This is a genomic window from Pseudomonas sp. DWP2-2 (genome assembly GCF_049897065.1).
Taxonomy (GTDB): Bacteria; Pseudomonadota; Gammaproteobacteria; order Pseudomonadales; family Pseudomonadaceae; genus Aquipseudomonas; species Aquipseudomonas paracarnis.
Window position 1 is genome coordinate 1 of record NZ_JAFCVN010000021.1, and the last position, 15361, is coordinate 15361.

Here is a 15361-nt window from a genome sequence, read left to right on the forward strand (position 1 = left end):
GCACGATGGCGGCGGAGTCGTTGGCGGTGACGGCACGGGCTTCCACGGCGGCAGCGGCGCCGGCACCGTCGAGGCGGTCCATGTTGGCTTCGGTGGCGTGGCCGGCGTTGGCGCCTTTGGCGGCTACTTCGCCTTCTTCTTCTTTGTCGAATTCGTCCCAGCTCAGCATGACGTGTCGTCTCCTGCGTGAGGGCTCAAAGGTGCCCGTGTGAAACCGGATGGTTGGGTGTTCACACGGCCCTAGGGCCGCGGTGGATCTTAAGGAATCGTTTGTTGCAGCTAGCGCACGCATTAAACGGAATAGGGCTACGGGTGCTCTGCGTGAGGCTTGAGGGGCGCAGCAGCAGGTGCAAGCTCGCGCGGGATGCCTCAGGTCTGGCTCTTCATCCCTGTGTAAAGGGATATTGCAGGCCCGATTTACCCGCGCATTATAGGGAAAAAATTGGGTTTGTGTTGTGGTGGATGACCGCAGTGGAGGAGCTGAATGTAGATTTTTCCAGCCACGGCAAGGGTTTGCAGGGGGATTGTTGCTTGAGCGATTTTTAATTGGTGCGCAGATGCTTTCGCGATCTCTGGACGCTTGTGATGCCAATGCGCTTCGATCTGGCTCACAGATACGGAGGCAGGAGGGGGGCTACAGCATTTACTGCCCCCGCGAGGGTGCGTTACTTTTTAACCGGGAATGTCACATCAAAATTACCGGAAGATATTTTTTCTTCGGTTTGCGAGTTAATTAATTCAAAGGTACCTGTGGCACGGCCTGAATTTTCATCCCAGTCGCATTTAACGTTTCCCGCATTGGCGCTCCACGCGGAAGTGCCCAGTTTTATATAGGTTTGTACATTGTCTGAGGGTAAGGGGATTGCGCCTTGGTTGAACTCCTCACGCAGGATGGTGATTTGAACGTAACTGTCGTAGCTTGAAAGTTTTGGTAAAAAATACAAATAAGCTGCTCTCTGGTCAACTTCACCACGGATCTCTTTGAAATGGATGACCGCACTCCCGCTTCCTGTCGCTTTAGCTAAATCACGCGGGTCTTTTTTTAAAATCGTCATGGTTTTTGCTCCTCAGTCGTTGCGTATGATATTTGTCTTGCCGCATCCTTCTTGATGCGACAGGCATGACAAACTCGGAGTCTCATTCAAACACGCACTTAAAACTGAGGTAACTGTCAGAGTTGACAGGTTTAAAGAAGTAATTGGAATTATGTGAGGTATTTATCAGTAAAAAAATCATATGCGGGAAGGAGCAGTGGCTCGGTCATCACTGAGGGCTGGAGTAGCCGCCCGAGATAATGCTCCTCGTCGCAACAATGATTACTTTATAGACATGGATTTTGATGGGGCGAAGCAAGGGCTGTTAGCCGTTAGAGCAACCATTGCCCATTACTTGATAGTTGAGAATATGACGCTGGCCTTGAGAATCTTCATATTCCATCTTCACCGGTACAACTTCGCAGACTTCTGGAATGCTGCTCATGGACAAGACTTTGGCCACATCCAAGTGCGTGCTATAGGTGTAGTTCTCGACAATCGGGGCGTTCTGGCCGGCCAGTTCAGTCGGGGCTTCGTCCGCCAGGGCGGCGGTGGCGCACAAGCTGCTCAGGGCGATCACTAATAACGCTTTCATTTCTTCATTACCTTCTTCAGGGCGAAAGGGGGCACGGGGCCCTTGTGAGGCCGCGTGTGTCACTTAAAAGTTGGGAAGTTCGGATTAACGTTGCCTTCGTGGGGGCTGTTGCGTTGTTAATCAGAGTGCCTTGTTGGCGGAGTTGATTTTAGGCGCCTCGGTTATATTCATATACCCGTAGTTTTGATAAACACTTTTGGCGGTTTTTGTAACAATCCCTCAATCAAGATTTTTTCAGAAACCTGCCAGCCGCCGCAGCACGCGGGCCAGAGCGGTGAAAAGGCATAGCAGGGCAATTTGTAGGGTCTTGTTACTACCATCGTCGAATGGTTCTATAGGCCCACCCCGGCTACAACAGGGGCCATACAACAACAACTATGTCACCGAGGTAAGAAAGATGAGTGCGGCTTCCCTGTACCCCGTTCGCCCCGAAGTAGCAGCCAACACGCTGACCGACGAGGCGACCTACAAGGCCATGTACCAGCAGTCGGTGGTCAACCCCGATGGCTTCTGGCGCGAGCAAGCCAAGCGCCTTGACTGGGTCAAGCCTTTCACCGCGGTGAAGCAGACCTCTTTCGACGACCACCATGTCGACATCAAATGGTTCGCCGATGGCACCCTGAACGTTTCCTACAATTGCCTGGACCGTCACCTCGCCGAGCGTGGCGACCAGATCGCAATCATCTGGGAGGGCGACGACCCTGCCGAGAGCCGCAACATCACCTACCGCGAGTTGCATGAAGAAGTCTGCAAGTTCGCCAACGCCTTGCGCGGCCAGGACGTGCACCGCGGCGATGTGGTGACTATCTATATGCCGATGATTCCCGAAGCCGTGGTCGCCATGCTGGCCTGTACCCGCATCGGCGCGATCCATTCGGTGGTGTTTGGCGGTTTTTCCCCAGAAGCCCTGGCCGGTCGCATCATCGACTGTAAGTCGAAAGTGGTGATTACCGCTGACGAAGGCATTCGCGCCGGTAAGAAAATTCCGCTTAAGGCTAACGTTGACGACGCACTGACCAACCCGGAAACCAGCAGCATCCAGAAGGTGATCGTGTGCAAGCGCACCAATGGCGCGATCAAGTGGAACCAGCATCGCGACATCTGGTACGAAGACCTGATGAAAGTGGCGGGCACCGTCTGCGCGCCAAAAGAAATGGGCGCCGAAGAAGCGTTGTTCATCCTCTATACCTCCGGCTCTACCGGCAAGCCCAAGGGTGTGCAGCACACCACCGGTGGCTACTTGCTCTATGCGGCCCTGACCCACGAGCGCGTATTCGACTATCGCCCAGGCGAAATCTACTGGTGCACCGCCGACGTCGGCTGGGTCACTGGCCACACCTACATCGTCTACGGCCCGCTGGCCAATGGCGCGACCACGCTGCTGTTCGAAGGCGTGCCGAACTACCCGGACATCACCCGCGTGGCGAAGATCGTCGACAAGCACAAGGTCAATATCCTCTACACCGCACCGACCGCGATCCGCGCGATGATGGCTTCCGGCACCGCAGCCTGCGAAGGCGCCGACGGCAGCAGCCTGCGCCTGTTGGGCTCGGTGGGTGAGCCGATCAACCCGGAAGCCTGGGACTGGTACTACAAGAACGTCGGCCAATCCCGTTGCCCGATCGTCGATACCTGGTGGCAGACCGAAACCGGTGCCACGCTGATGAGCCCACTGCCAGGCGCCCATGCGTTGAAGCCGGGTTCGGCGGCACGGCCGTTCTTCGGTGTGGTGCCGGCGCTAGTGGACAACCTGGGCAACATCATCGAAGGCGCCGCCGAAGGCAACCTGGTGATTCTGGATTCCTGGCCAGGCCAGGCGCGCACCCTGTACGGCGACCATGACCGTTTTGTCGACACCTACTTCAAGACCTTCCGCGGCATGTACTTCACCGGTGACGGCGCACGTCGCGATGAGGATGGTTACTGGTGGATCACTGGCCGTGTGGATGACGTGTTGAACGTGTCCGGCCACCGCATGGGTACTGCCGAGATCGAGAGCGCCATGGTTGCGCACCCCAAAGTCGCCGAGGCGGCGGTGGTGGGCGTGCCGCATGACATCAAGGGGCAGGGCATTTATGTGTATGTCACGTTGAAGAATGGTGAAGAGCCCAACGAAGCACTGCGCCTGGAGCTGAAGAACTGGGTGCGCAAGGAAATTGGCCCGATTGCCTCGCCGGATGTGATCCAGTGGGCGCCGGGGCTGCCGAAGACACGGTCGGGGAAAATCATGCGGCGCATTTTGCGCAAGATCGCCACGGCTGAATACGATGGGTTGGGGGATATCTCTACCTTGGCAGATCCAAGCGTGGTGGCGCATTTGATTGAAACGCACAAGACCATGAACGTCGCGTAAGCGGGGTAGGTGGGACAGAGCCCCATTCGGTGCAAGCCGGGTGGGGCTTTTTTGTGGGGGGGCCATGTAACACCGAGATGCAGTGTGGGAGCTGGCTTGCCTGCGATAGCTATTTATCAGTTAGCCCATCTTTGGCTGATACACCGTTATCGCAGGCAAGCCAGCTCCCACAGTTCAGATCGCATTTCATAAAGGGGTGTGGGTGGCGGTCTGACAGAGCCGCATCACGACCAAGCCAATAAATATCGGTTTTCCCGGTAGGACGTTTCTGAATGTTACCGGCCCGCTCAAATGTGTAACCACCCGCACAAAGCTGGGGCAATGGACCACGCCCCCGCCCCGAAAAACCGCGTTCTAGACACCCCCAAAAATAAGATTAAACGCCAGACTTGCCGTGCTAGAAGGGTTTGCGAATAATAGGCCCGCAATTTGCAGCATCATCAGGTTTAATATCTTTTGTCTCTGCATAAAATTCAGAGGCTGTCAATGTGTTGGAACCGCTTTCTCAGTGCTTCTGTAAATTGTTGTCGCATTGAGGAAATATCGGCTTCCGGCCTGTCGTTAGAATGCCGATCACTCGCTCGTCGTCGCAGGTGTCGCCCGCGCAGGACGCAGCACCGCTATTCGGTTACACCTTCGCCGCATCGTGGGCCATGGCTCATACTGCTGTTTTTGCCCTATACCGATGGAGTCCCAAGATGAAGAAACTCGTGCTGTTGGGCGCCCTGGCGCTGTCCGTGCTGTCCATGCAGGCTTTCGCCGAAGGCAAGCCGCTGAAAATTGGTATCGAAGCGGCTTACCCTCCGTTTGCCTCCAAGGCACCGGATGGCAGCATCGTCGGTTTTGACTACGACATCGGCAATGCGCTGTGCAAGCAGATGGACGTCAAGTGCACCTGGGTCGAGCAGGAATTCGATGGCCTGATCCCGGCGTTGAAAGTGCGCAAGATCGACGCGATCCTGTCGTCCATGTCCATCACTGAAGACCGCAAGAAATCCGTGGACTTCACCACCCGCTACTACCTGTCCCCAGCGCGTCTGGTGATGAAGGAAGGCACCACCGTCAGCGACAGCCTGGATGAACTCAAAGGCAAGAAGATCGGTGTGCAGCGCGGTTCGATCCACGATCGTTTCGCCCGTGAAGTCCTGGCGCCAAAAGGTGCGGATATCAAGGGTTACAGTACCCAGAACGAAATCTACCTGGACGTGGCTGCCGGTCGTCTCGACGGTACCGTGGCTGACGCCACCCTGCTGCAAGATGGTTTCCTGAAAACCGACGCCGGCAAAGGCTACGCGTTTGTAGGCCCATCGTTCACCGAAACCAAATACTTCGGCGACGGTATCGGCATCGCAGTGCGCAAAGGCGACAAGGAAAACCTTGAGCGCATCAATGCGGCCATCGCTGCAATCCGTGCCAACGGCGAATACAAGAAAATCCAGGACAAGTACTTCGACTTCGATATTTACGGCGCTGACGCCAAGTAACTCATCGCAGCTGTCTGTCCGAAATGGCGCAAGCAACAGTCATCCTGAAGTTTGCGCCATTTTTTCATCCCCCTTTTCGAGGACCTGAATCATGTTGAAAGGCTACGGGGCCGTTATCCTCGATGGCGCTTGGTTGACGCTTCAGCTCGCCTTGTCGTCCATGGCCTTGGCCATTGTTCTGGGTCTGATCGGGGTCGCGCTACGCCTGTCGCCGGTACGTTGGCTGGCTTGGCTGGGCGACTTGTACTCCACGGTGATCCGCGGGATCCCCGACCTGGTGCTGATCCTGCTGATTTTCTACGGCGGTCAGGACTTGCTTAACCGCGTCGCGCCGCTATTGGGCTTTGACGACTATATCGACTTGAACCCCCTGGCCGCCGGTATCGGCACCCTGGGTTTCATCTTTGGCGCTTACCTCTCGGAAACCTTCCGTGGCGCCTTCATGGCCATTCCCAAGGGCCAGGCCGAAGCCGGCGTGGCGTATGGCATGAGCAGCTTCCAGGTGTTTTTCCGGGTGATGGTGCCGCAGATGATTCGGCTGGCGATCCCCGGGTTTACCAACAACTGGCTGGTATTGACCAAGGCCACCGCGCTGATTTCGGTGGTAGGTCTGCAAGACATGATGTTCAAGGCCAAGCAGGCGGCAGACGCCACCCGCGAGCCTTTTACCTTCTTCCTCGCAGTGGCGGCGATGTACCTGGTGATCACCAGCGTGTCGTTGCTGGCCTTGCGTTACCTTGAGAAGCGCTACTCGGTAGGCGTAAGGGCGGCTGATCTATGATCTTCGACTACAACGTCATCTGGGAGGCCATGCCGCTGTACCTTGGCGGCTTGCTGACCACCCTGAAACTGCTCGCTATCTCGCTGTTCTTCGGCCTGCTCGCGGCCTTGCCCCTGGGCTTGATGCGCGTGTCCAAGCAGCCGATCGTCAACGGCGTGGCCTGGCTTTACACCTACGTGATCCGCGGCACGCCGATGCTGGTGCAGCTGTTTTTGATCTACTACGGCCTGGCACAGTTCGAAGTGGTGCGCGAAAGCTTCCTGTGGCCGCTGCTGTCCAGCGCAACGTTCTGTGCGTGCCTGGCGTTTGCGATCAATACCAGCGCCTACACCGCCGAAATTATCGCCGGTAGCCTCAAGGCCACGCCTAACGGTGAGATCGAAGCGGCCAAGGCCATGGGCATGTCGCGCTACAAACTGTACCGCCGCATCCTGTTGCCGTCGGCCCTGCGCCGTGCGCTGCCGCAGTACAGCAACGAAGTGATCATGATGCTGCAGACCACCAGCCTGGCGTCCATCGTTACCCTGATCGACATCACCGGTGCCGCGCGTACGGTCAATGCCCAGTATTACCTGCCGTTCGAAGCCTATATCACCGCTGGCGTGTTCTACCTGTGCCTGACCTTCATCCTGGTGCGCCTGTTCAAGTTGGCCGAGCGCCGCTGGCTGAGCTACCTGGCTCCACGGAAGCACTGATATGGAACGTATCGATCATCTGCTGCCCTGGGGGCATTTGGGCTGCGAGCGCCAACTGAGCGTGTTCCGCTTTGGCAGCGGCGAGCGCAAGGCCTATATCCAGGCCAGCCTGCACGCCGATGAGTTGCCGGGTATGCGTGCCGCGTGGGAACTGAAAAAACGCCTCACAAAGCTGGAGCAGCAGGGCGCCCTCAACGGCGTGATCGAGCTGGTGCCGGTGGCTAACCCGATGGGCCTTGGCCAGCTGTTGCAGGGCAGCCACCAGGGGCGTTTCGAAGTGGGCAGCGGCAAGAACTTCAATCGCGACTTCGTTGAGTTGAGCGAGCCGGTCGGTGCATTGTTGCAAGGCAAACTGGGTGATGACCCGCACGCCAATGTGCGCATGATTCGCCAGGCCATGAGCGATACGCTGGCCGCCTTGCCCGAGCCGAGCAGCCAGTTGCAAGGCATGCAGCGTATCCTGCTGAGCCATGCCTGCACCGCCGATGTGGTGCTGGACCTGCATTGCGACGCCGAAGCCGCACTGCACATGTACGCGCTGCCCCAACACTGGCCGCAGTGGCGGTCGCTGTCGGCACATCTGAATGTGAAGGTCGGCCTGCTGGCGGAAGATTCCGGCGGCAGTTCGTTTGACGAGGCGTGCTCGTTGCCGTGGCTGCGTTTGTCGCGCATGTTCCCGCAGGCGCAGATTCCGCTGGCCTGCCTGGCAACGACGTTGGAGTTGGGCGGCCAGGCCGACACCGGCCGTGATGAAGCCATCTTCCACGCCGAAGGCATCCTTGCGTTCCTCGCCGAACAAGGCTTGATCAAGGGCGAGTGGCCTGCGCCGCAACACGAACCTTGCGAAGGTGTGCCTTTTGAGGGCACCGAGCTGCTGTTCGCGCCCCATGCCGGGGTGATCAGTTACCTGCGTAAAGCGGGCGACTGGGTAGAAACCGGCGACGAGATTTTTGAAGTGATTGACCCCCTGACTGACCGCGTAAGCACTATTTGCGCGGGCACCTCGGGGGTGTTGTTTGCCGTTGAACGGCTACGTTATGCCCAAGCGGGTTTCTGGCTGGCCAAGGTGGCGGGGCGCGAAGCGCTGCGTCACGGGCGCTTGCTCAACGACTGACCACCTGTTTTTGTGAGAACCGACCGCATGTACAAGCTTGAAGTCCAAGACCTGCATAAACGCTATGGCAGTCATGAAGTGCTCAAAGGTGTGTCCCTGGCCGCCGCCGCCGGTGATGTGATCAGCATCATCGGTTCCAGCGGTTCGGGCAAAAGTACCTTTTTGCGCTGCATCAACCTGCTGGAGCAGCCCCACGCCGGCAAGATTCTGCTCAATAACGAAGAGCTGAAACTGGTGGCCAGCAAGGACGGCGCCATGAAGGCCGCCGACCCCAAGCAACTGCAACGTATGCGTTCACGCCTGTCCATGGTGTTCCAGCATTTCAACCTGTGGTCGCACATGACCGCGATTGAAAACGTGATGGAAGCCCCGGTGCACGTGTTGGGCATATCGAAGAAAGAGGCCCGTGAAAAGGCCGAGCATTACCTGGCCAAAGTCGGCGTGGGCCATCGTAAGGATGCGTTCCCGGGCCACATGTCCGGTGGCGAGCAGCAGCGCGTAGCGATTGCTCGCGCGCTGGCGATGGAACCTGAGGTGATGCTGTTCGACGAACCTACTTCGGCGCTGGATCCGGAGTTGGTGGGCGAAGTGCTCAAGGTCATGCAGGACCTGGCCCAGGAAGGCCGCACCATGGTGGTGGTGACCCACGAAATGGGCTTTGCCCGGGAAGTGTCGAACCAGTTGGTGTTTTTGCACAAAGGCATTGTTGAAGAGCGTGGCAATCCGAGGGAAGTGCTGGTGAACCCGCAGTCGGAACGGTTGCAGCAGTTCCTCTCTGGCAGTTTGAAATAATCAAGACTGCTTTTGTGCACCGGGATAGTGCATGCTCCGCAGTCTTGAGGTAAGCCCCGATTCCCTGTGGGAGCTGGCTTGCCCGCGATAGCGATGCATCAGCCAATGATGTGTTAACTGACCCACCGCCATCGCAGGCAAGCCAGCTCCCACTTTTGATCTGTGTTTGTTTTGGGATTTGTAGTTGATTACGGGCTAGCATTGGCCCACAGCTTCTTTCACCGTTTTCGCTCCGGATAGCACTCCATGACCGCCCACAAAATTGGTTTCCTGATTTGGCCCAGCACAAAAGCACTCACGCTTGCGCTGGCTGAGGAGGCCTTGCGCGTTGCTCAGCGGGTACATCCGGATGTGGTCTACGAATTGTCGTTTCTGCAGGCCGAGCCGCAAACCGAGGGGGCCTGGCAACTGCCGGGCGAGCCGTGGGCCGGCAAGCTGGAAGGTTTTCAGAAACTGTTCCTGCTGGCGGATGAGCCGCCTGCCGCCATCGCCTCCCAGCTCAGCACCGCGCTCAAGCAACTGGTTCGGGCTGGTTGCGTGATAGGCGGGTTATCGGCAGGCGTGTACCCATTGGCCCAGCTTGGTTTGCTGGATGGTTATCGTGCTGCCGTGCATTGGCGCTGGCAGGACGATTTCGCCGAGCGTTTCCCCAAGGTCATCGCCACCAGCCACCTGTTTGACTGGGACCGTGATCGCCTGACCGCTTGCGGCGGCATGTCGGTACTTGACCTGCTGTTGGCGGTACTGGCCCGTGACCATGGCGCCGAGTTGGCCGGTGCCGTGTCTGAAGAATTGGTGGTGGAGCGCATCCGTGAGGGCGGCGAGCGCCAGCGCATTCCGTTGCAAAACCGCCTGGGCTCCAGCCATCCGAAGCTGACCCAGGCGGTGTTGCTGATGGAAGCCAATATTGAAGAGCCGCTGACCACCGATGAAATTGCCCAGCACGTGTGCGTGTCACGACGACAGCTGGAGCGCATCTTCAAGCAGTACCTTAACCGCGTTCCCAGCCAGTATTACCTGGAGCTGCGCCTGAACAAGGCGCGCCAGATGTTGATGCAAACCAGCAAGTCGATCATCCAGATCGGCCTGTCGTGCGGCTTCTCCTCGGGGCCGCATTTCTCCAGCGCCTACCGTAACTTCTTCGGCGCTACTCCCCGTGAAGACCGCAACCAACGGCGCAGCAGCAGCCCGTTCGAGTTGTCGTCGGTGCCCTCCGAGCGCGGTTGAGCGGCGGGCTATTCATCGCCCTCTGTGTCGGGTCCACCGCTGACGGAGTCCTGGTTGGGATTGATCGGCGGGGGTTGTAAAGCTTCCGGTACATCGAAACTTACCGCCGTGCGGTTGTAATAACTGCGCAGCATGGCGATCGCCGCGGGCGAGAACGGGTTGCCGCTGAGGTCGAAGCCCTGGGCTCTGTCTGCATCCATTTCAAGGAGGTCGCTGGGCAGCTCGCTAATCTGGTTATTGCGCAAGCTCACTTGATCAAGCGATGGCAGGTTGAATATTCCGTTCGGCACTTGCGTGAGGCCAGCTTCTTCGATCATCAAACCTGTCAGCCCCGACATTTTGCTGATGTCGGGCGCGACGCCCAGCGGGTTATGACTCAGGTCCAGGTACTCAAGGTTTTGCAGGTCGCTCAGGGCGTCGGCGCTGGTGGTGGTCAAGCGAATATGGCTGTTTGCAAGGCTCAGTGACTTGAGTTTGGGTAGATTGAACACGGCGCCAGGAATGTCGTTCAAGGCATAGCGGTAGATCAGCAGGCTTTCCAGGTTGGGAAAGTGCTCGAGAAATCCCTGGGGAATCGACGTAGTTTCCTCTGCTCTCAATTCCAGCTTCGAAATGTGCTCGAAATCGATATTCAATGACGGTAGATCGCCTAGCGGCGCCAGCGTCACTTCCATTTCATGGGAGGCGGCGGGCGGCTCTTGGTCGGAGTCCAGAGCGGTTTCCCGTCGCCAAGCTGCTTCCAGCACTGTTTTGAGTTCGTCTCGCACCAACTGCTGCTGAGCCTGCGCTTGCTCGTCCAGGGGTGCCCTCGTAAGCGGATGCTGTGCCGGCACACTCACTATCCATTCCTGCAAATCGGCTTGAAGACGCTCGTAGTCCGCTTTCAAGCGCACCAAGTGTGCCATTGAGTCGTCCAGGCCGCCGGGCAGCCTGAAGATGAAGTTATTCGCCTGGTCGACGCTGTACTTGGGGTAAAGCGCTTGCACCATAAGCCGCTGCGCGGGGTTGGCATCAGCACCAAAATGTTCGCCGGTTATCTGGCAATAGGCTTTGATCCTCTGCAGCGTGGCGCGTGAGAACCCGTTGCCTGACAGGTTAAAGGCTTTGGCGGCATTGCCTGGCAGTTGGAAGATCAAATCAGGCAGCCGACTCAAATAGTTGTTGCTCAGATCGGCGCTGACTAGTTGGGGGCGATTGAGCAAGTTCTCGGGAAACAGGGAGATATGGGTTCCGCTCAGGTTCAGCGTCTGTAGTTCAGGCATGTGCCCGAGGTTGGGAGACCGTGACAGCTGATTGTTGTTGGACAGGTCCAGACTTTTGAGTCCTGTGAATGGATCAAGGTCTGCGCGGTTTTGCAGGGTCAGGTTGCAGTTGCGCAGCGTCAGTCTGTCAAGGTGAGAAAGTGCGATGACCTCGGGAGGAATTGTGTTGAGGGCAACGTCGCTCAGATGCAACGTACGTAGGTTGGGGAAGTGGGTGAGGAAACCTGGCGCTCCCCGGGTAGTGGGGTAACCCTTTAGCGTCAAACTGGAAATGTGATCGAAGTTTGCATTGAGTACAGGCAGTTCGCCGTGTATGGGGTAGCCAAGGTTCAGTGTGCGTCCGATTGCGTGGTCAGTATCGATCGGCGTTTCATGACGCCAGCCGCGGAGCAGTTCTTGTGTCCATATCCAGCGGTGCAGTTCCGCTTCGGCGACCGTGGAAGGGGGCAGCGGGGCATCGGTGTTGAGAGAGGCCTGCAAGAGGGTCGAGCGCCAGGCCATCAGATCGGTTTTGAGTCGTAAAAGCTCGTTTTTCAGGTAGCGGAGCGTCTGTAAGGGAGTGCTGGGATGGCTGTTCAAAATGTCCAGTGTCTGAGCCAGCTCTTGCGGGCTCAGGCCAGGGTACAGCTCGTGTAACAACGCCAATTCGGGGGTGTTGCCGGCCTCTGGCGGTGTGGCGGGGTAGCCTTCCATGCCGCCGGGCAGGCGCATCAGCCTGGGGTCGTAGGCAGGTTTGCGCACTGGATCCTGGGCCAACAACGCGCCGAGCGCTTCACGTGTCAGGGGGCGCTGGCTCAAGGTTTGCCGCAACAACGGACCCTGGCCGATATGAATGCCCAGCGCATCGCGCTGAGTGTCAGGCAGGGCCTGCAGGACGGCAGTGTAAAAATCCGTTTCGGCAAGCACCATGCCTTTTTCGTCTTCGGGGATGTACTCGCCGTCGATGGTACGCACCAGGGTGCGTTTGATCGGTGCTTCAGGAGCGCCGATCGCATCGTGCAGCTTGCCGGTTTGCTTGAAATCGCGCACTTCCAGGCGCACAGACGGCGACCAGCCCGGCAGGTTTTCCAGCGAGTGCAGGGCGAGGCGGTGGGTGTCGCTGTTTTCCAGAGCGGTCATGTACAACCCTTCATGCGCCCGGCTGATTCGAACGTGATGAGCGGCCCAGCGTGCTCGCTCAAGTACCGGCGCGGGTACCTTGCCTTGGTCGATGTCCAGCAACTGCTGGCCGGTGGAGCAGCGTAATACGTCTTCGGCGGCGCTCGTTGGCAGGCCGGGCGCGGCGTCGATGATGGTTTGCAGGCGTGCGTCAGCGGTTATCTCCAGCCCGCGATAACGCGAGTCGAACAGCGAGGCGCGGCTTTTCTGAGCTGCGCGTGCCAGTTGTTTGCGCAGTTTGGCGGTGCGTGCAGGCAGGGTGGGCGTGGGGCCGAACGGCTCTTCAAGCAAGGTTTTGCGTTCCGACTCATTCAAGGTTTCCAGCACGATCGTCAGCAAATCGCCGTTGTTCATCTGGGCTTCGTGTATCTGTGCCACGGCGGCGTTTTTATGGCCTTTGTGCTCCCAGACGGTTTCACCTTTGGCGTTGAGAAACCGCAGGGTCTTGGATTCGGGCCATAGGCCCGTCTGGCTCAGCAGCCACAGTTGCGTTTGGGTATCAGCCTTCTGATACATCGCAGGGTCATCGCTGTTCATTTGGTCGATGAAAGTTTGCAACTGCTCATCGATCCGGATGCGCTTGAGTGTGTCGGCCAACAGCGGCGGCGGCGGTTGGTGGTCCATGTACAGTTTGCGCAGGACGTCATCATTGGTCTCGCTGATGCGACTGGCTCTTTCAAGACCGGCTTCGCTGATACCTTCGGCAGATGGACCGAGCCGGCGTAGCAAGGTGGTGCGATTCCAGGTCAACGGGCGATCCACGGGCGTCAACCAGGCGCCCTTGCCATTGCTCAGTAGGCGTGGGCGGTAGGCGTGGGGGCGCGTAGGGTGTTCAAGGCTAGCGTTGCCCGAGGGTTGTTTGATGGAGAAATATTGCCCGTCCAGCGCCAGGATCTGCTTTTGTTGATGGGCATGTAATCCCTGCGGGCCGGGGCGCGACCCTGGAACCAATTGAATGTCGTGGGCGTAGGGCGCCAGGTCGGGGTTCCACAGACGGGTTTTACGGTCGGTGGTCACCGGAGTGAGTCTGTCAAAGAAGTCCCATAGCGCCTTCGGTAGCGTCTGTCGCAACAGGTTTTCGGCTATCGGTGCGCCGACCGCGAACATCCCCAGTTGGACCATTTGCTCAAGGATTGACATCAGGTGCCCGAATGCCTGGCGCTTGAGCCCTTCGGCCCAGTCGAGCACGCCTTCGAACACATCGTCGAGCAGTTGATAGGCGGTATAGCCGAGCATCAGTAAGCCCAGCGGCGGAACAAAGGGTGTTGCGATGAAGGCGGCGATTTCGAGAATGGCTTCACCGATTTTCTGCACAACCTCCCAGTGCCGCCAGCGAGCATTTCTGTCAGCGTCGGCGGTGGGAATGGCCGTTACGCGAGCATCGTTGAGCAACTTATCAAGCTTGTTCTCATACAGGTGCTCGTACAGGTCGTTGGTGATTTTCGTCGCATAGAATTGCAGGTTGGTTTTGGCCACAGGTTCGTCACGCCAGACAGGGCGGGGGTCGCCCGAAACATGCTCGTGCCAGACGACCTGTGATAAGCGGCTGTTGAGATCGGCAAAGAAGTAGCCACGCTGTTCATGCCTGACGAAACGGCTGAAAAACGCCTGATAGTCGGCGCTGCGCAGTTTGTTCGCCAGGTCCTGCATGAAAGCCTGACCGTTGGCGTAATACTTGAGCGGCGATTGCGGGTCGCCCGGAATGTAGGCCACCATCGGGACGGCGCTGCGATTGGACTCCAGGTCGGCGGCGAACAGCACGATGCCGGTCAAGGGGGCGTTCATCAGGCTAAGGTCATGGCACAGCAACGGCCTGCCGTTCAGGTCGCCGATCAGGTTTTTGAGAAAGCTGCGAAGTGCATTGAACGCTTGGGGCGATACATCTTTTTTCAGCTGCGCCATATGCAAGCTGGCTTGGGCGTCGGCTTTCAGGCTGTTGATGACCTTTTGGCGCAGTTGAGCCTTGATCGCCGCGTCATTGAAGCCCAAAAGGTTCTTGAGGTAGCGCTGGTATTGCTTGCCGACATCCAGCGTGCGGCATAACCCAATGAATTGAGCGATGCTGATTTTCTCGCGTAATTGGGGCAGCGTGTTGAATTGCCCGGTGGCGGAGGGCTGAGTAATGAATGTCGACTCTGGGGCATATGCCGTCGGCTTGCTTTCGTCCGCATCAAAGTTGTGCAATGCCGCCTCCACCAGTGAAACGGTCCAGGTTTTGGCGCCAGTTTCTATGGGAAGCAGCGGTGTGGTCTGTGGGATATACAAGCGCAGGTAAATAGCGCTGACGTCGCAGTCGGCGTCGAACTGCTGCTTGAGTGCCTGCTGCAGCAAGGGGGCGGCAAATGCCTGCGGGGATTGGAGCGTGGATAGGGCGCTGTCGATTTGGTTTTGTGCCTTCCAACTGTTCTCCAGGGCCTTCTTGGCGGGAGCTTGCTGGGTGCGGTTGGCATCGCCATACCAATCGGCGAATGCAATTGGGCTGTTTTTCAGGGCCTGACGCCGGGCACTTGAGGCGTTCCCTAGCCATTTCGGTAGGCGGGGGTTGACCTCGGCGGGCACTACGGCTGCGACTTGTGCGAGGTGTTGGGAGAGCGAGGTCTGAGTTGGGGTGGGCATGGGCTGGATCTTCATTGAATTGAGGCAGCGACATCACACCAACTTTGATGCAGGGCGGGAGCATATATAGTGATGCCCGCAAAGAAACCTGCAGATCTTGCGCTTGCCTCCCTTGCTTATCAGGCCGTGCTGCCCGGAACTCAGGTAGGCGCGGTTAGATCGTCAGGGCGCGCCAACCCTTTCGCTGCATGATCCTGACGTAAACCTGCCGCAGCGTTTAAACTGCGCCATTGCGACGCTATTTGTCGCA

The 15361-nt window shown here is 58.0% G+C and carries 10 protein-coding genes and 1 pseudogene; 7 read left to right on the plus strand and 4 right to left on the minus strand.

Annotated elements, in window-relative coordinates; translation table 11 throughout:
* The 3 genes and pseudogenes from ACP7CZ_RS26530 to ACP7CZ_RS26540 all read right to left on the minus strand — a co-directional run.
* A pseudogene (locus ACP7CZ_RS26530) lies at positions 1-169 on the minus strand (ribonucleotide-diphosphate reductase subunit beta); the annotation flags it as partial.
* A 496-nt stretch (positions 170-665) separates the two neighbouring features.
* A complete protein-coding gene (locus tag ACP7CZ_RS26535) occupies positions 666-1055 on the minus strand; it encodes a hypothetical protein (RefSeq protein WP_054896739.1) in 390 nt (129 codons plus the stop codon).
* 304 nt (positions 1056-1359) lie between these two features.
* The gene (locus ACP7CZ_RS26540; RefSeq protein ID WP_054896740.1) at positions 1360-1629 is read right to left on the minus strand and encodes a DUF2790 domain-containing protein; all 270 of its coding nucleotides are present in this window, start codon (positions 1627-1629) and stop codon (positions 1360-1362) included.
* 397 nt (positions 1630-2026) lie between these two features.
* On the opposite strand from ACP7CZ_RS26540, the gene acs reads away from it, so the two are divergent.
* From acs to argR, 7 genes are all read left to right on the plus strand, one after another.
* Positions 2027-3982: an acetate--CoA ligase gene (gene acs, locus ACP7CZ_RS26545; protein WP_005790645.1), complete on the plus strand. Its 1956-nt coding sequence runs from the start codon at positions 2027-2029 to the stop codon at positions 3980-3982.
* Between the two features lie 698 nt (positions 3983-4680).
* Positions 4681-5466, plus strand: coding sequence for an ABC transporter substrate-binding protein (locus ACP7CZ_RS26550; protein WP_294171826.1), 786 nt, complete (start codon positions 4681-4683; stop codon positions 5464-5466).
* Positions 5467-5557: 91 nt separating this feature from the next.
* Positions 5558-6247 carry an ABC transporter permease gene (locus ACP7CZ_RS26555; protein WP_294171823.1) on the plus strand — a complete coding sequence of 230 codons (690 nt, stop codon included), beginning with the start codon at positions 5558-5560 and terminating at the stop codon, positions 6245-6247.
* Positions 6244-6942, plus strand: a complete 699-nt coding sequence (locus ACP7CZ_RS26560; protein ID WP_003193625.1) for an ABC transporter permease — start codon at positions 6244-6246, stop codon at positions 6940-6942. The genes ACP7CZ_RS26555 and ACP7CZ_RS26560 overlap by 4 nt, the downstream gene beginning before the upstream one ends.
* A 1-nt stretch (position 6943) precedes the next feature.
* Positions 6944-8056 carry a succinylglutamate desuccinylase/aspartoacylase family protein gene (locus ACP7CZ_RS26565; RefSeq protein WP_054896742.1) on the plus strand — a complete coding sequence of 371 codons (1113 nt, stop codon included), beginning with the start codon at positions 6944-6946 and terminating at the stop codon, positions 8054-8056.
* Between the two features lie 27 nt (positions 8057-8083).
* Positions 8084-8848: an ABC transporter ATP-binding protein gene (locus tag ACP7CZ_RS26570; protein WP_054922314.1), complete on the plus strand. Its 765-nt coding sequence runs from the start codon at positions 8084-8086 to the stop codon at positions 8846-8848.
* 246 nt (positions 8849-9094) lie between these two features.
* Positions 9095-10075 carry a transcriptional regulator ArgR gene (gene argR, locus ACP7CZ_RS26575; RefSeq protein ID WP_034128470.1) on the plus strand — a complete coding sequence of 327 codons (981 nt, stop codon included), beginning with the start codon at positions 9095-9097 and terminating at the stop codon, positions 10073-10075.
* 8 nt (positions 10076-10083) lie between these two features.
* Here the strand turns inward: argR and ACP7CZ_RS26580 are convergent, their stop codons facing one another.
* On the minus strand, positions 10084-15111 hold the full coding sequence (locus tag ACP7CZ_RS26580; RefSeq protein WP_089042790.1) for a leucine-rich repeat domain-containing protein: 5028 nt from the start codon (positions 15109-15111) through the stop codon (positions 10084-10086).
* Between the last annotated feature and the right edge of the window lie 250 nt (positions 15112-15361).